Source organism: Nitrosomonas limosa, assembly GCF_054188085.1.
The window spans coordinates 2,748,449-2,768,593 of record NZ_CM135180.1; the positions used below are offsets into that span (position 1 = coordinate 2,748,449).

The 20,145-nt window shown below is 51.9% G+C and carries 12 protein-coding genes; 4 read left to right on the plus strand and 8 right to left on the minus strand.

Going from position 1 to position 20,145, the window contains the following annotated elements; translation table 11 throughout:
* Positions 1-49: 49 nt before the first annotated feature.
* Together ACV7NC_RS12760 and dhiT are read right to left on the minus strand one after the other, a co-directional pair.
* Positions 50-289, minus strand: a complete 240-nt coding sequence (locus ACV7NC_RS12760) for a DUF2442 domain-containing protein (protein ID WP_458152963.1) — start codon at positions 287-289, stop codon at positions 50-52.
* Between the two features lie 12 nt (positions 290-301).
* Entirely contained in the window at positions 302-568 is a 267-nt protein-coding gene (dhiT, locus tag ACV7NC_RS12765; RefSeq protein ID WP_458152964.1) for a type II toxin-antitoxin system toxin DhiT, read from the minus strand.
* 44 nt (positions 569-612) lie between these two features.
* Here dhiT and ACV7NC_RS12770 point away from each other — a divergent pair, with 44 nt between their 5' ends.
* The 4 genes from ACV7NC_RS12770 to ACV7NC_RS12785 all read left to right on the plus strand — a co-directional run bounded on the left by ACV7NC_RS12770 (position 613) and on the right by ACV7NC_RS12785 (position 3,379).
* Positions 613-750: a hypothetical protein gene (locus tag ACV7NC_RS12770; protein WP_458152965.1), complete on the plus strand. Its 138-nt coding sequence runs from the start codon at positions 613-615 to the stop codon at positions 748-750.
* The gene (locus ACV7NC_RS12775) at positions 734-1,450 is read left to right on the plus strand and encodes an N-acyl amino acid synthase FeeM domain-containing protein (RefSeq protein ID WP_458152966.1); all 717 of its coding nucleotides are present in this window, start codon (positions 734-736) and stop codon (positions 1,448-1,450) included. The genes ACV7NC_RS12770 and ACV7NC_RS12775 overlap by 17 nt, the downstream gene beginning before the upstream one ends.
* A gap of 57 nt (positions 1,451-1,507) precedes the next feature.
* The gene (locus tag ACV7NC_RS12780) at positions 1,508-1,681 is read left to right on the plus strand and encodes a hypothetical protein (RefSeq protein WP_458152967.1); all 174 of its coding nucleotides are present in this window, start codon (positions 1,508-1,510) and stop codon (positions 1,679-1,681) included.
* Positions 1,682-2,104: 423 nt separating this feature from the next.
* Positions 2,105-3,379, plus strand: coding sequence for a D-alanyl-D-alanine carboxypeptidase family protein (locus ACV7NC_RS12785; RefSeq protein WP_458152968.1), 1,275 nt, complete (start codon positions 2,105-2,107; stop codon positions 3,377-3,379).
* A gap of 180 nt (positions 3,380-3,559) precedes the next feature.
* Here ACV7NC_RS12785 and ACV7NC_RS12790 read toward each other — a convergent pair whose 3' ends face one another.
* From ACV7NC_RS12790 to ACV7NC_RS12815, 6 genes are all read right to left on the minus strand, one after another.
* Positions 3,560-4,111, minus strand: a complete 552-nt coding sequence (locus ACV7NC_RS12790; protein ID WP_458152970.1) for a FecR domain-containing protein — start codon at positions 4,109-4,111, stop codon at positions 3,560-3,562.
* A 134-nt stretch (positions 4,112-4,245) separates the two neighbouring features.
* Positions 4,246-6,156: a hypothetical protein gene (locus ACV7NC_RS12795; protein WP_458152971.1), complete on the minus strand. Its 1,911-nt coding sequence runs from the start codon at positions 6,154-6,156 to the stop codon at positions 4,246-4,248.
* A 2-nt stretch (positions 6,157-6,158) separates the two neighbouring features.
* Entirely contained in the window at positions 6,159-11,786 is a 5,628-nt protein-coding gene (locus ACV7NC_RS12800; protein ID WP_458152972.1) for a hypothetical protein, read from the minus strand.
* Positions 11,787-11,828: 42 nt separating this feature from the next.
* Entirely contained in the window at positions 11,829-15,143 is a 3,315-nt protein-coding gene (locus ACV7NC_RS12805; RefSeq protein WP_458152973.1) for a hypothetical protein, read from the minus strand.
* Positions 15,143-18,541 carry a DUF6603 domain-containing protein gene (locus tag ACV7NC_RS12810; RefSeq protein WP_458152974.1) on the minus strand — a complete coding sequence of 1,133 codons (3,399 nt, stop codon included), beginning with the start codon at positions 18,539-18,541 and terminating at the stop codon, positions 15,143-15,145. Before ACV7NC_RS12810 ends, ACV7NC_RS12805 begins: the two co-directional genes overlap by 1 nt.
* Entirely contained in the window at positions 18,531-20,093 is a 1,563-nt protein-coding gene (locus ACV7NC_RS12815) for a hypothetical protein (protein ID WP_458152975.1), read from the minus strand. Before ACV7NC_RS12815 ends, ACV7NC_RS12810 begins: the two co-directional genes overlap by 11 nt.
* Positions 20,094-20,145: the final 52 nt, after the last annotated feature.

The following is a 20,145-nucleotide window of genomic DNA, read 5'->3' on the forward strand; positions in this document are numbered from 1 at the left end:
ATGAATGCTCTGTAACTTTTGGCTGATTCAGAACCTTTAGAGATGCTCTTCAATCAGCCTCAGTCAATCCGGCCATCAAAGTTTCGGGCGCGATGTCCTGTTCGTGCGGCCATGTGACCGCGCCGAAGACGATACCGACTTGATTAAAGTAATGCACATCGCGCAATTCGCGAAAAACACCGTGATCGAGATACGGTTTCATATCGAAAACCCCCTTGCGGCCGTCCGCTACTTCCACGTAAATACAATAATCCGGCAAGGGTTTGACTGTTTTTACATCCCAGTACATAGCGTCATTGCCTCATAATGGATCGATTTTGTAGGGCATTTCACCGCTCACCGCCAATTCCCAATCCGCCAGCAATTCATCGCGATGAAGTTCAATCCACGCTTGCACCAATCGCAATTGTTTACGTGGCAATTCTCCCGAAATGATTTCACCGTCATCGATACTGATGGAAGCTTCAAACTCCGCATATTTCGCATGGATATGCGGGAGATGGTGATGCGCATTATCAATCAAATACATACGGATTATGATTCCATAAAACATTGAAATGATAGGCATTATAGAAACTCCATCGATTTGGTTAACGCAAGAGGCAACCAAGCGTGCTTACGGGTTCGAATCATGCCGCAGCAGCGCGGGGGCGTCAATGGATACCGGGATTTATTGACAACAGCTTGATGCAACTGCAAGATGCTCAAACTTTTTTAGCCATTGCCAAGACTGATGGAACCAATAAGTGATATGGACATGCTCCCGATAGAAAATTTGCCATTCACCGTTCGTATCATTAACTCACCGGATGATTTGCAAAAAGCCGCCGATTTGCGCCGGCAAGCCTATGCCCGGCATATTCCTGAGTTTGCCGAACAATTGGCCGCACCGGAAGCCGCCGATACCGGCCCGGACACCTATGTTTTGCTGGTCGAATCCAAAGACGATGCGCAAGAGGGGGGGGGCAAAAGTCTAGGGACGATGCGGATTCATGTCAACCGCCATCATCCGCTGCCGCTTGAAAGTACCATCCAACTACCGGAACAGTTTGAAAACCAGACATTGGCCGAAGCGGTCCGTTTTGCGATAACCGACGGACAGCTCGGTCAACAAGCGCGCAATGCGCTTTTCAAGGCATTTTATTTGCTGTGCCTGACACTCGGAGTTGATCGGATGATCGTTTGCGCACGTTTTCCACTCCAGAAATTGTATCTTGGCTTACTTTTTGAAGATTTATTTCCTGCCGGTGATTTTATTGAAATGAAGCATATTGGGTATATTCCACACCGACTGTTAATGCTTCAGGTTGATCAAGTAAAGTCAATTTGGAAAGCAAATGATCATTTTCTTTTTCATTACTTTTTTGAAACAAATCATCCAGAACTTAATAAAATTATGACTCAATCTGGGAATTTAAAACCTTATGAGGAATTTTCTGGCGCCTCTTGACGCTAAAAATTCATCAAATCACTCTATGCCAACATTGAAGCCTGCTGTGCAGGGGGGGTGTCAGTCAATGCAAAACAAGAAATCTTGCAATTATCGGGCGCACGCCCCAGTCGGTTTATTACCGAGCTGATTCTTAACTGGTGTGTCATTGCGTTGATTATTAGTGCCGGTGTTTATTTTTCCAATGTTTTTGTGACGATGGTCTGCATCTTGTTGATGGGAACGCGGTAAATGGTATTTGGAGCTTACATAAATACTGAAAAAACATATATATTACAGATTGTTAAGTGAATATGAACGACGGCGGTGTTCGCCGGTGAAGCTTTGATTTGCCCGCAATGATTGGATTTCAAGGTAACGAACGGCATGCGTAATCGCAGAAAATGCTTTGTAGATAAGGCAAAATGTGCTATTTATTAACGATTATGTAATAAGGCTTTCGTTTTAGAATGCATGGCATGAAGGATTGATACGGACAATTTTTTTATGCTTGCAGCGCGTTCGATGGCATCGAACGGGAGCAGTCAATAAAAAAGTGGAAAAAATAATAAGCCCATCGTCATATCCGGAATTGCAAGCTTGACTTGCAAAAGTTGGCTCAGCGTGAGCCGCAGGGTTTCCATTTTTAGATCAATATTCAAGAGGTACTCATTCATGTTCTTTTCAAACCGCGCAATCACAAAAGGACTTCTCGCCGCTGCAGTTTCATTGTTGTCCTTGTTCTTGTTGAATCCGGCGCAGGCGAATCCCCGCTATTCTTCCATTGTGATCGATGCCGATAGCGGCGCCGTGCTGCACCAAGACAGCGCGGATGCCATCCGCTATCCGGCTTCTCTGACCAAGATGATGACGTTGTACATGCTGTTCGAAGCGATGGAGCGGGGCAAAATGACGCTGGATACGCCGATGAAAGTGTCGGCTCATGCCGCCGGTATGCCGCAGACCAATATCGGGTTGCGTGCCGGTGACAGTCTCAAAGTGCGCGATGCGATTCCCGCTTTGGTTGTGCGTTCGGCGAACGATGCCGCAGCTGTGGTTGCTGAAGCGTTGGGCAACAGCGAAGCTAATTTCGGCCGCATGATGACCGATAAGGCGCGTCAGCTCGGGATGCGTTCAACCACTTTCCGCAATGCTTCCGGTCTGCCGAACGGCGAGCAAAAAACCACGGCGCGGGATATGGTGACCTTGGCGACACGGCTGATGAAGGATTTTCCAAAATACTATCATTATTTTTCAACACAATCGTTCAGCTATAAAGGCGTGACTTATAACAGCCATAACCGCATGGTGCGGAATGTTCCTGGCGTCGATGGATTGAAAACCGGTTTTATCCGCGCTTCGGGCTTTAATGTGGCGACATCTGCGAAACGGGGTAACCGCCGCGTCGTGGCGGTAGTCATGGGCGGTCATACGGCTGCGGCCCGCGATCAGCATATGGCGCAATTAATCGACCGCAGCTTGAGCTCGAGCAATCGCGCAAACTCAGTGGCCAGTCAAAAAACGCCAACCCGTGTGACAACAGCGGCTGCGGCGAAAGTGAGCGCACCGGCTCCTGCTCCAGCGCCCGTGCAAAAACCCCATCAGCAACAACCTAGTAAAGCGGATACAGTGGTAGCGGCATCGCGGCATCATCCGGCGGCTCCAAGCGCACAGACATCGTCCTCACATCCGCAATCGCAAAAAGCCGGATCGTCCGCCAAAGAGAGCTGGGCTGTGCAGATCGGTTCCTATCATGAGCCTGACCGGGCGCGCGCCAATGCGCAGGCAGCAGCTCGCTTGATACCCGGCGAAGTGGCAGTGACCGAAGTGGAAATCAGTAACCGCAAGTTGTACCGGGCGCGATTGGTGGGATTGCAGGAAAATCAGGCGCGTAACGCCTGCCAAAGCCTAACCCGGCAAGGCTTTGGATGCTTGGTGGTGCGCTCTTAATGCCAGTAAGCTAGGGAGGCGCTGATTGATGGCCTGCGCAAGCGATTTGCTGCGTTGGGTGGTGCTCAGGAACTCGCTTATCTTATTGATACATATTGTTTTCTTGTGCTTCATCCGCCTTGCATCTCATCTTGTTCGACGAATTAATCAGTGCCTCCTAGGCAAACAACCGGGGTAGAATTACTGCTGAGATCGCCAAGGCGCAATGTCCCGTTCGGTGAGCAACCGGTGTTTGCTGATGCCGGTGTCGTCAAATTCGGCTTGTTCAAGCGCATTGATCTGAAAAATAGTGCCGGAAGGGGTATGAATCTTGATGTGCCCATCGGCAACGGCGATATGACCGGTGCCATCTTTATGTAATTGCACGCTAAAGCGGGTTCCGAAATCCTTGATGAGGGTATTGCCGGCTTTCACTTCCAGTTGATGAACGGCGTCCTTTTGGATATCAAAATATACATTTCCCTTGAACAATTCCACATGCAGCGGTTGGCCTTCCTTGACGGCGACGGAGCTGCGCGCATCCAGAGCCATATCAATACCCGGTGCTATCGGCGTTGCTAATAGCGCTTCCGACTTCGTTTCATAAAGCCGCACACTATGCGGTTTGCCGAAATACCAAGTCATCAGCCCAAGAAGAACACAAAATCCCATAATGGCGCAATGAATCAGGAAACGCCGCCAGCTAAAAACGAATTTAAACGGTTCGATTACCGGTGGTTCGGATTTTTGCATGTTGATAAGCAAAAAAATTGAAAGCGGAAATTATATACCGATGATTGTAATTTTTTTAACCTGGAATTAGATCGATCGATTACAAAAAGCGATCATTGCTTGGATCATCAGATATGCTGCGATTGCCGGTTACATTATTTCGGCACGGGTTTCAGCGCGCGGCGCAGGCGCTCGCTGGTCGGCTTGACCCGATCAAACGCCAAGCCGCTGCTGCCTTCGCCACGGCCGGTATGTTTTTTCACACCCAGCCAGCAGAAGACCTGGCCATTGTTCCAGCGCGTGCGCTGATACGCTTGTGTGACTTGCACGCCTGCTCGCGGGACTTCTTCTTCGTGCAGAAAATAAGGTTGCGGTGGTTGCTGGTCGAGTCCTTGCCGTAAGAGTACCGTACGCGGTTTGACTTTCTCCGGTGGGTTCGGATCGCCGAGGATAATTCGCGGCATCGACGCGCGCTGTAACTGGATTTCGCGATTGTTGTTGTCTAAATGCACGGGAATCATTGGAATCCAATTTTCCGGCACGCCTTGCATCAATTGATAGCGGATAGCCGCACTTGCTTCGGGGACTTCTGGCACCACCAGACCACCTTCGATTTCACTGTCCAGAATACTTTCCAGGCGGCTGAAAAGTTCGCGTCCGGCTTCGTTTCCCGGTTTGCTGCGGCCTGTTGCCAATGGAATTTTTTTCTCGATGCCCCACACCATATTGGCCACTTCATCACGCACGAACCATAGTTCATCCAGTGGTTTTCCTTCCTGGATCTTGGGCACGGTCGGTAACAGCAATAAAGACGTATCGGCGCGAACGTTATCGCTGCCTTTAACGGTAAGGTTATACATCGCCCAGCGTTGCCAGTCCTCATCGCTGCCGGAACCCGATGCCGTGACCCAGAATCGTTCACCGAACACATTGGTGACAGCCAGACCTTGGACATTGGCGATACTGCCGACCGGCAACTGGAAAGGCACCAAGAACCAATCGTTGGCATACACCAAACCGAATTCCATCAACAGTAGTTTGTTGATGTCGGTAGTATCGGGTTTGATGTCGCCGAAATTGGTTTTACCTTCTTCAAACGTCCACCAACGGGTATTCGGCATGCCTTCGAATTGAATGGCGGTTGGGAAGAACGATAATGTGGTGGTTTCTTCCACCGGACTGCCATTGCTGGCATCCAAGCTTTTCTTGGCAGGATCAACATCCAGGTTGTACCAATCCAGCCGGCCTTGGTAATACTCTTCAGCGGTCATGACTTTTTCCGTGCCGGATTTCGGTGCCGATACCGCAAATTGATATTCCAGTTGTTGCGGCTGCCAAGCGTCGTTTTGATCCTGATCCGGCTGGTAGAACAGTTGCTCGTACCATTGTACGAATTTGCCGGCCAAATCATCGATGGTTGTCTTGTCGATATCATTGGCTAGAGTGATGCCATCGTAGGCGTGGTGCAGATTATCGGCTTTTAAATAGAAATACAGATTGGCGCCATCCATCGCGCGTCCTGCCAATGCCGAGAAGCTTTGCCATACCGCCGGATGCGCGGTCAGAAAAGCATCGCTGCGGTTGGCAGGATCGGGTTCGGTGATCTGGTAACCGGCATGTTGCAGGTATTGCGGTTTCAATGCGGATAAACCGGCCGACTGGAGATACTTGAGCCATTGCCGTCCCATCAGCAAGCGGATATCTAGCGAGAGAATATGCTGCTGCCCGCTGTAAGGAAACGGGCGCTGTTCGACGATCGCTTCCAACGGAGCTGACCGGTCGAAATCCTGAACAGCGGCATCGCCGGGCTGATACTTGGTCAGTTCGGTGGTCGCCATGTGTACCTTGGCGAAAATCGGCGATCCGGCATCGTCGCCTTTGAATTCACCGGTTTGCCACTGCTTGCAGAGCATCCACAGCGGATCGCGGATCTCGGCACGGAGCGCACGGGTGAAGTTTTTGGTGCGGGGCCGTCCTTCCAGGCGATTCCATAGCACCACTGTGGGCAGCAACATTTTGCGATCAAGCACTTCGTGAATGTTTTCTATCGCAATAAAATCGTTCATGGCTAACTCTCTACGTTGGATTTGAATTGCACCGCATTATTAAAGGCAAGATCAAGCGTCATCATGATCGGGTAGCGGGTTACCGAGGATATTACGGCTGGCAGGAAGCGGGCGTACTCCGTTTCATTCCAATGCGCCGGTTCAACAGCACGTTTTCTGGCCATATCCAGAGTTTCGTGCAAGGTGTCGACCAAATCCTGCCATTGCCAGTGACCGGTAAAGTTCGCGGGCAGCGCCAGTAGCAACGATTGCGGCGCTTCGCAATTGGGGCGGTCATAATGGAACGTCAAGCCGGTGGTTTCCTGCGTGGTGGGAATCACTTCGGTCCACTCGTCGAGCAGTAGCCCGCAGATTGGGGCGTTTTGTGCAAAAGGATCGGTATAATGCGCGGTATACAGCAATTTGTCGCTGTCGATTACAAATGGATCGGCAGTGCCAGGTTGGGTATCGGGATATTGCAATGCCAGCCAATGATCGTCGGGGCGGTACGGAAACTGCAACGGCGTTAAACTCAAACTGACATTGTTCAATGCCTCGCCAAATTGCATCACACTTTCCCAGCGTTGCAATTTCTCCCGTACTCGTGCAACACCATAAAGCCAATTGTCTTCAGGGAAATCCACACTCATGTCATTTTTCTGATAACTCAGCAACTGTGCGCGATTGTCGAAGCTTTGCTGCCATTCGCCGCCATGCGCGGCGCTCAGATTGAATTCGGGCAAGATGACGAAATCTTCGTGTGTTAACTGCCGGATTGCGCGTGTCAGCTCGTCTATACGCTGTTCGGCAGTGGCCGAAGTGTCACCGGTGATTAGGGTATTTGCCGTCGCCAGGCGCTTGTCAATGTCTGCTGCCAGCGCCTGAACTTTGGCTTGCAGGGTTTGGGCAAAACTGACGATGGCTTTTTTATTGTCGGTCATATCCAGTGCTTGCGTATCGTGCAGCGCAATGTCACTTGCCCGGGCGAGCATCGATGCGTACAGTGCGCCAACCTGGCTGGCGGTTGCCAGCAGATTTTCAAGATTTGTTAGGCTGTTTTGGAAGCTGGTTTTATGGGTAGTATTCAGTGTGTTCAGCAAATCGTTGGGATCGTTTGAAGCTGGGATTGGAATCGATTCGGTTACGATCAATAACGCCGCTTCCATCAGGTATTGCATTTTGTCTTCAACAGGTGTGGCCGGATCCAGCGCGCCGAAACCGGTGATGCGTTGTTCAAATTCTTGAAGTGCTGCTTGCCAACGGGTAACGATGTCTTGCAGTTTCTCCAATAACGCCTGGAATTGAACGCGCCGCCAGTCGTAAACAAAGCCGACCGCAGCTCCAGTCAAACCAAATTGATTGATTGTGGCGGCGAGCGGCAAATAACTACTGAGCATTTCATCGAGATGATTGAGCGCATTGTTTTCCGCAACGACCGGATCGGGATCGTTCAGCCAGGTATCGATCTGCGTTCTCAGTGCATTCAAGGCTGCTTGCTGCGGCAGCAGCAAATCACGCACCGTGGTGACTTTTTCAACACGGATGGCTGCCACGCCGTCATCTTGCTGCGATGCTTCGTTCGGCAGTTTCACATCGGTGGTTTTGAGCGGTCGCGATTGCGTGAGCAATACTTTCAGATCGTGCAGCATCGGCATTACTTCAAAAAATGAATATTTACCGGCTTGCTTGCCGCGATAGCGGATTTTAATATCGCTATCGATGCGCACACCGGGGATGGCATAGACTTGTGTCAGGATGCGATCGTCGAGCGCGGTCATTTGCTGCTGGTCGGTCGATAACATGTAGATCAGGTCGACAGCCAGCAACCCCAAATCATGTGCGCTGACTGTTTGCTGTTCCTGCTGTGCGTTGGCTTGATTGTAATAATCGACAACACAGAAAATGTCGCTCATTGCCGGCAGTAATTGCGTTAACCATTGATTGACGGCCGGTTCCGCTTTGGCGCGCGGTGTGCTGTTGGCAGGGTCGCCGGGGTTCAAGCCGGTGCGCAAATGCAAGCCGACGCGATGCGTCAGCGTGATGCCGCTGCGCGGCGTTTGCACCACTTCCGGTATCGGCGGGAAGTGTCCCTTGCTGAATGCATCCAATGTTCCGGCGGCGCGATCGTAATTGCCTTGTACCACTTGATAGACGCCTTCCGCCATTGCCAGATCGGCGACGGCGTCGTTGATGTTCAGAATGCGCTGCACTTCGCGATTGATCGCATCCAGTTTGTTTTGTTCAGTGATCGCAGGTAACGTCGCAATGCCGAACGGATAATTCCGGTTTGCGCCGGATTGCGCTTGCACATGCTCAATCAGCGCCAGTCCATCGACGACATTGCGCGCTTCCACAGAACTGATCGGTTCGTTGCTAGGGGTTGCGGTGGTCGATAACCGGTCGCCTGCCAGCGGAAACTGCTTGCGCAGATCGAAAATGATGCTGTCGAGAAATAAATCGCCGGCATCGTGCAAGCCGCGCTCCAGGTAATAACCCAGCAGGGCCGCAAGGCTTTGGCCATTGCGCATGCCGTCGATGACATTCATCGCCAGCCGCACACGCTCGGAGGTGAGATTAATTGCCAAGCTGTCAGGATTGCTCGGAGTGGCGTTGGCCAGATAGCCGTTGCGCAATACCGCGGCAGTAACCGCATGATTCAATGATGGCGCGTGAATATAGCCAAAATTCTTGTCGTCTGCGACCAGTGGCGCTTGCCCCGGCTTGTTGAAAATTCTATCGAGTTCTCCGGTCAGATCGACTGGCGTCAGGTTTTTGTTTTCCGGACGGACATCTTCCAGCCAGGCGTAGGCGCCCAGATAGCAACCGTGGGATTCGTCAACATGACCATTATCCGGTGGGGTACCGGGGTGCGGTTGAGTGGGCCCGGCTATTTGCTGCATGATATCGAGTTGCACGTTCAGCAACCCGAGCCACCAAGCATCGAGGCGATAGCTGCAGCAGTCGATATGTTCGGCAAAGTTCCTTTCCAGCCGCGCCGTCGGTGTCTGCCGCAGACGCTCCAATGCGTTGATTTGCGTGTTCAGGTAGGGATTGCGTATCGTTAATATTTGCGGAATGAAGTCGGCGATTTGCAGATTCGGTTGATGGGTGATGGCTGGTTCCGCTTTATACAGATACTGCCAAGGACTGCCTTTGTCTTCTTGTGCTTCCTGAATGTGCAGAAACTTAGGTTCACGTTTCGCCACGGCGAATTGCTGCGTATCCATGACATTTGCTTCCAGATGCAAGCGCAAACTGGTATCGAGGTAAGACAGATCCAGTGCATGATGGAGCATCAGATAGAGCAACGCAGTCGGCGGTTTGTCGTCGATAAAGCCTTGTTGCAGACGCAAGGTGTTGTGCGAATCGCGCGCCGCGGCAACCAGCCACTGAAGATAATTCGAACCGTCGGTATGATAGGGCCGGATCGGATTGAATTCGGACAACGCCTGATCGTCGATCAAAGGACCTTTCAGCAGGTTGGCCGCCCGCGTGAAAAATTTGTTGAGAATATCGGGAATCTTGTTGTTTTCCTGCGCGGAATAGCCCAATTGCGCGAGCAGGTTGAGGCCGCTCTGGGTGTAAATCAGCGATGCAATCGCGGCATAGATCGAACCGTTGATAAAAGAGGTTTTGTAACGGTTGTACAACTGCTCGGCGCTTTCCGCATAGCGCTGATAAAACTCGACCGATGCCGGATGCAGACCGACGATATCGAGCAAAGCTTGTTGCGGGTCGGTTTGCGGTTTGCCGACATAGGAGACTTTGGGGAGCAATGTCACCCAACGTTCATCGGCTTTCTTAATGAGCTCGTAGAGCCGGGAAAAGAACAGAAAAGAGCCGGAAATGTGCGGCTCCAGCCGGTCGTTAGCGAAAATTTTGCGATTGATCCATGCCATGCGTGAGAACGGTGTCGCCGGCAGAATCCCGTAAGGTTGTTTGCCGATGCGGATGGCCGGTAGCGTGCCGCGGCCCAGTACATACCGGTTGAAGTAATTGCGTGTATGGGTGATGGTGTCATCGCCGAACACCGGTTCCATCATCTGATCCATGAAATAACCGAGTGTAGCAGGCCACAGCGCTTCGTTCATCGCTCGGGCTTCCAACTGGTCATTGGCGTAATAGTGCGGCGATAATTTCAGGATGGCCGGGTCGATACCCAGGCTTTGCGCCAGCCAGCGGCCGTCCTTACGTGTGCGCCAATCGGCGGGATCGTCATCGGCGGCATACTGGTTGAAATAATGATCGTAACTGGCGTCGGCATCGCTGAACCAGGTATAACCGCTTTCCTGATCCTCGACGTTATTGGTCGGAGCGCCTTGCGGCAGCAGGCTGAAACCCTTGCGGCTGCGTTGATGATGCTGAATCAATTGCTGCAATTGCTCGCGGCTTTTGTTGACGTCGGCACTGAGCCGGATACCGAGCACAAACAGCCGGCTGAAACCGCGTTTCGCCTGGATGTCATTCAAATTAATCTTGAACCCCATACCCTTGGCGACTGCTTCGTCAAAATCGGTGATCCATTTCATTTCATCGGGCACGATCAACTCGTCATTTTCCAGCCGCAATTGCTGATCTTCCGGCGCATTGGGGTTGGGGCCGACGATCAGCTCCGAAGGTACCGGACGGCCGATATGGAATAACGTTTGTTCAGTACCGTTAAAGCCCATCACAACGAAACGCTCCGGTAACAGCGCGACGCGCGCCGGATTGGACCAAGCCAGCAATTGCGTATCGACTTCGTTGACGACAGGTAACTCCAGGAACTCGACGCGCACGTTGGTGATCGTTTCAGGCTGTGCCGGTTTGACATTCAAGTTCTGCGGCTGGTATGAGCTGACGATTTCTTGCGCGCGAGGTTCGCCGAGACTGTTTTTGAGCACGGTAAACGCAGCATCCAAAGCCGTGGCATCGTTATTGGCATTAAACACGGCTTGCCAGTATTGTTGCACCACCGGTTTTTCGGCGGCGGGCAATGGCTGTTCGGATACGATCACCAGAATATATTCGCCAGCGGCTTTGGTCGGCTCTTCGGATAGATTCAGCGGTTTGAATAATTGGCTCAACCAATACGCCCGGCCTGCGCCATGGCTTTTAACCAGCGATTGCCAAGCGGCGCGCTTCTCGCTATCGACTCCGCCCGCTATCCAGATATTGGTCCAGTAAATGCGGGTGTTGCTGATTTCGATTTCAGAAGGAATTTCTTCAAAGGTATCGATGCTGATGTCATCCGGGTAAACGCGCACCCATAACTGATCGACGCCATCGCGCCCCTCGGGGCCGGTAACTTTCTTAAAACGCGTCTCGATGCGCAACGGAAACAGCAGAATCGGGTGAAGATCATTCAATTGCCCGATGTTCTTGGTCGGATCGGAAAAAACCTCGAATAATGATTCGTGATCGAGCAGAACTTGCCGGTCTTGCTGAAGTTCGGCTTGCAGTTTGTCGGCATTGGCGCGTAATGCTTCTTGCTCGCGCTGCAATGCTTGCAATTGTTCTTTCGCTGCGGCATCCGAGCGTCGGCGCAGTGATGCAAGATCCCGCGCGTTTTTCTGCAGCTTTTCATTGTTGACGAACCAGTCCAATCGGCTTTGCTGGTGTTGCCGGCGCGCTGAATCGAGTTGTTCTTGCGTATCTTTAAAATTTGTCATAAGCCACTTCTTTCGGTTGAAAGTTCTACTTACAAGCCATGCTTAATCGGGTGGCAGCATTTCGGATGCGTGCACGCCGACGAGAACCGGCGCCTGGAACAAGATATAAGCCAGTTCCGCCGAGTTGATATTGGCTGTCCAGCTCAACAAATGATCCTCTTTCCATTGCTCCGCTTTTTCCTGCGCGGTGCCGCCCGGTGCCGTATTGGGCAAGCTGCGCGCTGGCGCGCTGGCGATGTCGATAAACTCGCCATCGCTGATGCCGGGCGCCACATCTGTCCACGCGAGGTCATTCCAGACTTGGATCGGGCTTTCGCGGTTGATATCCAGGCCGAAGCGCGGTTCCCCAGGCCGTTCCTTAATTACGAAGAACCAACCCGGTTCATCGTCAACTTCGGGATTGCCGCGTGCTTCTTCTTCGGTTAAGTCGAAGCCGAAGAAGTAAATATCCGGCTTGACTTGCGCTTCATACAAAGGCGTTTTGATCGGCACGCTGTCGTCGAATATCCGTTCGGTTTTTTTGTTCGGTGCCGGATTGGTATCGCTGATCGGCTGCCATTTGGCTTTTTGCGCATAAATCACCGCATTCGGGTATTTCTTCAGCAATTCGCCGCGAATCACCAATACCAATTCCTCTTCGTTCTCAAGACCTTGCTCGCGATGATCATGCTCGCCTAGTTTGGAGAACCGCGACCAACGGTGAATCGGCGGGATGTCTTTCAATTCCTCGCGGCGCTGCTCGTTGTCTTTGGTGGGACTGAGGAAGCCGCTGACGTCCCAGAACTGCCGGAAATAGGAACCGCGCTGATCGGTCGGATATTCGCGCCACAGCAACTCGCGCGCGAATTCGTGATTGAGGCCGACCATGTAGGATTCGATGAATGGCTGGTTGGTTTTCAATAACGTGATGGTGTTTTGTCCGATGAAATTCAGATTCGGCACAAACAGCTCGGTGGATTTATCGACCAGCGGTTTGTACATCGGGACATCGAATTCCGGGTAGGCCATCGCCTCGACAAATTTCTCGCCGATCAAGTTAAGGATATGCGCAGGTAACAGGATGTTGTTGAATGTCCATTTCGGGATCGTAACCGCCGGATTCAATTTGAACAGCGTATCCGTCGCCAGTTGAGCAACATTGATTGGTACTGTCGCGGGAATGACACCGGCTTGCAAGCCGTTTTGTAAAACCTTATATGAATCTTTCAACGCGGTTTTAAAGCGACTCGATTGGACATTATCGGCTGCGCCGGCGGTTGCTGGTTGCGGCGGATTGGCCGGATCCAACGCCAGCAAATTTAATTCCGAGGTTAACACAAAGTCATTGCTCGGCGGCATAGCATCCACCGCAGCCGGCATTTGTCCGCCTTCGGAGACCGAATTAGCTTGGTTGGTTTGTGTGATCAGGCGCTGCAAAGTGCGATAAGCCCACAACAATCCCGCGCCAGCAAGCGCCGCTGCAGCCCAGATGCCAGCGCTGGCGCCGATAATCACCAGCAGGATTGCCAACAGCAAAATCAACGCTGATAAAAGATAAGGAATAAAAGGATAGCGTTTGAGTAAGTCCAGCAACCAAGATGGCACATCCTTGGGTTGCGCATCTTGAGAGAGATTGTCGAGGGATGGTAGTGTGGCCGGGATCACATGCGGCGGCGCGGCAGTAACGACACCATCGTTGACGCGGGTAATTAGATTATTCGGATGGCTGTGATCGTCAAAGACCGATAATTTTTGCAGCCGGCCGTTCGGACGCAACATGCGCCGTAGCGATGCGGAAGAAAGCGCCGGCGTGACCGGGCTTTGCTTGATTTGATGAAAAACCGTCACACCTTGACTGATTACGCGTTTTTGTACGGGCGCTGTCATGAACAGAATTTTGTCGTGACTGATTTGTTGCAATGGCAGCACTTGTTTCTGATACCAACTGTTGGCGGTGATTTTGGCGAGTTGCGCCAAGCGGATTTGCCGGTTGGCTTCGAGCACGTCACCCACCTGATCCCATGCCGCATCCATATATTCCTCCTGGTTGGCGATGATGACGTCAGTGCCGAAACCGGCGGCACTGCGCCAGCGCGGATCGAGGTTGAGTTCATGCAACCAGTTCTCGTTGTTGGGGGCATCGCTGCCGTCGGCTTCTTTCAGCACACGATTTCTCAATGCATGCCAGCGGCCATAAATCGGCGGTGTGATCAAGGGGTCGGGGTCAGCCTGAATGGCGGCGGGCAAATCGGCGTTCTGGTTGGCGGTATCGGCGGCGAGCCGGGCGTAGTCATCGGCAAGGTTCAGAAATGCCGCCAATTCCTGCTGGAATACATGCGGATACGGTTGATCCCAATTTTCCCATTTGGCGATTTCCTGCTCGGCTTCGTTGCTTAACGGCGCAAGGAGCGCGCCGCCCAGTTTCAACACGCCTTCCAAATCCGGATTTTGGATGCCGCTGATATTGGAACCGGGGTTTTGCACGTCGATATCGCGGCGGCCAACGCGGCTATCCGCCGGTTTCGGCTCGAGCAGCCGCACCAGATACTCAAAATCGCCTTGCGACCCGGTGCGGAAGAACCAACGGTAATAAAACGGAAACTGTGTCGGCGCCGGGCGTCCTTCACCCCACGCTGAAAATGTCGCATGCGGCGCATCGTCTGGGTTCATTCCCAGTCCGGCCAGACGGCCGGTTTCAAAAGTCGGTATCAGAAACGCGTGATAGCGCTCGTTCGGAGTCAGTTTACGCGGGCAAACGATGCGCGAATAGGCTTCGTCGGCGTTTTGCGCCAGCACGCTTTGCAGTTGCGATAGCGTGTTGTTGATATCTGGCGCTTGCGGAGCATCCTGACTGCCGGCGATATTTTTGTTGACGTGCACATGCGCCCACGCCCACAGTTCTTCGGCCTTCGGAAATACCGCTTCGAACGGATTGGCCTTGATGTCGATAAAGGGCAGCGGTTTGCCGGAAATATTGCCGCCTTCGGCAAATTCGGTTTCGGCCAGTACGATTAGTGTGACCCAAGGTCGCAGCCGGGAACCAGCCGGTGCTGCAGGGGTATAACGCCAGGGGAAATCTTCGTCGTAAAACTCGATATGGCAGAGATAATTGGGCTCAAAGTTGGTGATCCAGTTGAGCGGTTCGGTTTTGATGATTGCGCGCGATTCGATACCGATGATGTCGCCAGGGCCGTACAGCGCGACATCCTTGGTGATGGCAGCCGCTACGTTGCCGCCTTCGCCGCCACTGCCTTTGATATTCAGGTTGACAGCGATGCTGGCGCGGGTTTTGACCGAAGCATCGAGATCCGCCGACTGGATATTATTGGCGACGCCTTGCCGCAGCCACGGCAGAAATGTATAGGTGCCGATCGCCATTATGCCGCCTCCTTAAATGGGGTTGCTTCCGCGCTCGGAATGACGTGCAGATTGTCTTGCAGCCCGGGCGACTGGCTTACCTGCGTGCGCAGGAAATCCTGTGCTTGTGCGTGTGTTGCAAAATAAGCATCCTTGCTATGAGGGCTGTTGTTCATGGTCGAAGCGACCACATAACCGGCTTCCTTGACCACCACTTTCTGATCGATCGGCGCTTTTTGCATTTTGTAATTGGCTGAAAGCGTCGATTTCGAAGCAGCGTTGCGCCCCAGGAAGTGATTGAAAAATTCAACGCCGATAGCGACAAAGCGGATCAGCAACGAAATGAAATTGTTATCGATGATGTTTTGCTCGTAACGCACCACGCGCTTCACTGCTGCGGATGATTTCAGTTGCTGGTTGCTGACCGACAGCTCGATGCCGGCGTTTTGCTTTTCGTAAGCGGGTGCGCTCAATTTGTTAGCGTCACTGAGGGTTTTGTATTGCGCAGTCGCAAACGATTCCTTGGTGTCTGAGACTTTAGCTAAACTGCCATCGGTGACTTCAACGGTGAGTCGCTTGGCATCTTTCGGTTTCTGATTGCCGATTTTGTCGAGATCCAGATCCAGCGGAATGGCGCGCTGGTTCACGCGTAACACCCCGACCGGGTGCAGAATCACATCGCTGGTGCTTTCAATCGCGCGTAGCGATACCAGCAATTGATTGGATGTGGGTAGTTCGGCTGTCCAGTTTTCCAGTTTCTCGAATTCCGCCGCGATGAGCGGCATGATATCAATCGACGGCAAAGTAGTGTTTTCATCTTCGCCCCAAGTATGACTAAAGGGTACGTCGATATCCCAGAATAATACCGAGATCGAGCCTTCACCTTCGATATGCCACGGCGAGGTGCCTTCCAGTTCGCCGCGCATGTGTACGCTGAAAAAGCCGATGCCGAACACTTTGACCTCGAACGAGGCGGACACGGTGATGATGAAGTAGAACGGCGAAAACTGGAACAATGCATCAAAACCGATATGGCCGGAGATATTGAAGGCACTCAATCCGAAATAAACTTCCGCTTTGGCGCCGAATTGCACGGTATTGGAGGTAACGGCGAAATAACCTTCCACACCAATACGGGCGAACGAAGTGTTTAGTATGTTAATCGCAATTCGATTAGGGCTAGGAAACGGCAAAGGCGGCGGTTTGAAAGAAGGGTGAAAGCCGCCGACACTGATGACAAAATTGGCATTGTCCCCCCAGGCGATCAATAGCCCCATATCGCCGTCGATGGTGAGGAAAATTACCCGTGAATCATACAGGCTGGCATAAAACCACAGCCGTTGCTTGTCGACTTCCAAAGCACCGATAAAGCTGACCTGTATGATGATTAATGCAGCATCTTCGTCGGGTAATGCAACTTTAAGCACGCCAAGGATGGCGATGTTGCCCGGCGGAATCTCGATAATGATGCCCAACGATGCACTGACCAGCGTCGGTGTTCCCCAGCCGAGTTTTGCCATCGGGCCGATCAGAAATACATCTTGTGCGGGCGGGAAGAATTGCCGCAGATCACTGATGATACGTGGCGCGTTTTCGATAATGTTATCGGGGAACATGATGCTGTCGATCGAACCCGTGCGCACACCGGCGGCAATGATCTCCAGTTCCATCGTGCGGTTTAAGCCGAGCAGCCCGCCGACCGCGTTTAAGGTAAAGCCGAAACCCAATTGCAGCGGTGTGCCGAATTCGGCGCTGAGTATGATCAGCAGTGAGAATCCATCGGAGCCATCGGGCATGCGCGTGGTGATCAAACCGATGGCTTTAACCGTGACGATGCCGCTGAACATCAATTCCAACGCACCGGCGTATTCTTCCTTGTCGAAATCGAAGTAGAGATAGCCACCGCCTTTGACAATACCGACATCCAACGACAATCCGACACCGTTCGGTGGCTTGAATCCTAACTTGATATCGACCGGCCCGGCGTTACCCTTGCGATCATCGACCAAGGCAAAGTCGATGGCTAGACCGATGTTTTCGACGACGGCGGCAAGCGGACCTAAGGCGGCTTTGATATCCGAAGAGATGGCGGTGGGGAATTTGTTGTTTTCGATGCCGACCGAAAAGGTCAATGCGCTGACTTCGACCGGTCCGAGATTCAGATGCAGCGGCAGTTGGATTTCCAGGGCGCTGCTGCCGACAAAAAACAGACCTTCGCTGCTGTTATAGCCAAACGCCATGCCGAAGTCGGAATTGAGCTGGATACCGCTCAGAATATCGGTGAGAAAACCGTCGCCGTCGGCAAAGGAGATTGACAGCTTGCCGCCGCCGATTTCACCGCCGACAGTAAAATCGGCGGTCGATTGACCGCCGCTGCCTTGAATCCGGCCGCCGAAGTTGACACCGAATTTACCCACTTCCAGCCGGCTGCCGTCCGGTTCTCCGATCAACAGATAAGGTGTTGCCGCTTGTGTGCGATCCGCGGTGACACTGAGGTTCAGTGAGCCGGTAATAGTGTCGGCTGCGGAGGTTTGGAAAGTAAATTTGGCCGGTGGCTGAATGACTAATTCGGCGCCGAACGGCAACGTGGCCTGTAAATCCAGTGTGACTTTCAGATCGTCGGCGGCAAATTCAATTTTTCCGGGACTGAGATTCTGCCGAATCGATAAGCTCAAGCCGTTCGGATTGAGATCGGTACGCGGGCGTAATTGAAAAATGACGGCTTCGAGAATCGGCGTGGGCGATGTATCGTCAAAAAAAGCCGGTGCTTTGAGATGAAGTAACAAACGTTCAAGCCGCTGCAGCAAATTAGCAGCATCAAGACTGTTGCTGCCCCAGTTATAGTGTGACTGTAATGCCGACACCGGCGATTTCAGCCACTTGCCCAGTTCGTTGAAATGGAAGGTGGAGATCGTGAATTCGGGATTGCCGGGATCGGTGGAACCGACATTGTTGCGTTGCCGCTCGAGAATTCCCAACAGCTCGAGGAATTCGTTGATACCGTTGGCGGCGTCCAGCGTGCGGACTAACAAGTAGTTAAACAACCGATCGGCGAAATGACTGGATACGCTCGCCGGAATACTGCCGATTCCCTGTACGGCGGTTTGTAGCTGATCGATTTTCTGGATGGCGGTGATCACCTGGCTGATCAATTCCACGCTGATCAAGACGATTTGCTCGATATTTTCCGCTTCGATTGCTTCCACCAAATCGCCGGCTTTTTGCAGCACAGTTTTGCTGCTGGCGACCAGCGCCTGCATCGGTGAAGCCAGTGACGATACCTGGCTGCTGTTGAGCGTGATCCCAAGTTCGGCAAATGTTTGTATGGCACGGGTGCTGTTGAGTTCACGCTCCAATGGTTCCAATACATTGGAGATTTGCAGCAAGACGCGCTGTAAGGTGTTTACTTCATTTGACATCGACCGTCTCCTCTACGTCTACGGGCGTGACATGTCCGCTGGCTTCATTGGAATCAGGCGCTTCTTCAAACTGTTTAACGAATTCGTGCAGGTTATCGAAGCTGTTAATGAAACCCATCACTTCGTCAAAGTAGAGCCGGATGACTTGTTGCAGAGATTCGCTGCCATGTTGCGTGAGCACCTCGGCCATGCGCCGGATCATTTGATCGCGGCTGATCCCTTCCACTTCAAACGGAATGATGTGCGCGGGGTCGCGCGCATTGTTAACAAAGTGCGCCAAGAACGCAGGACCTTTGCTGCGATGCCATGCCACCGTGACCGGCCGCCGGTGATTGACGAGTGCAACGACTTCCTGACGATGATCGAGAATCTGCTGGTAAATCTCAGCGCCCTTGCGTGTATTCAGAAAACGCTCGCGAACTTCGGTAGTGTGGTTGATGCCGGTGAAGATGCCCTCGACATCGTTTAACGTCTGCCCAGCAGGACCGGCCGGCGGATTGGCGGTGGTGATGGGGGTGATGCTGAGAAGATCGATGACCGGATGAATATGACAAGCATAGGCAATGGCTGGATTACTGCTGGATTTAGCAAAAATTAAACCAACCAGTTTATTTTGCGCATTTACCAATGCCGAACCGGAGTCGCCATGTTCGACAAAGCGAAGAATGCCATCACAGTCGGCTTCAGTCGCTTCAATTGTGATGTGCCATCCTTTAGTACCGGAGGGATCACCGATACCAATGACTTTACCTTTTGTTTTGCTGGTTCTTCGTCCAACTTTATAGACTACATAATCGCTACCACCCAGATCAGTTTGTTTAACACGATCTACGTCTTCCAGTTTACTGTTACCGCCGATGTTCAAGCCACGGATTTCATTCTTATACGAAACCCCGCAATTGGTATTGCACCAACTTGAAATACAAATATTAAGTTTCGCGGTAGCAGCATCCACAAAAAAATCTACTGCAGTTTCATTGGGGTAAGCGTATGAGTGAGTACCGTCTTTGCCGGCATTATTAATTTTGCCGATTGGGTGTCGCTGTTCTTGGTCAAGTACAATAGACACTTGGCCATTTTGTTCAACAAATTTTGGTTGATAGACGGTATCACCTACAGTCGCTCCACCGAATGTCAATACATGATTATTCGAGACTAATACTACATTTTCTGGTCCACTGACACCGTTCAAAGTGGCAAAGAACCCCAGAGTTCCATTATCGTAAAGGTTATTTGAATCAGCTCTAAAACCTGAAATGGAAATACCACCAATCAGTGGTGAATGATGATCCATATCCTGGCAATGTACAGGTGTAATATCCGGCACTACAAGAACATCGGTAGGAATGCCCTTGTATTCCTTCGGAATGATTTCGGTCGGGTTCAAGTCTTCCGGTTTGCGTTTTTCTTTAACAAACACGCGAAAGGAAATCTGGTTCGTGGTTTTACCGCCAACTTCTTTTAGACCGAATTCAACACCGACCACGCCAGGAATTTTTTTCAGTTCGGCTTCGGCTTCTGCGTGTAATGCCGCCAGTTCTTTTTGATCCATCACTTTACCTCCATGCGATGCAGCAACGGTTCGCGAATTGAATGAAATTTTT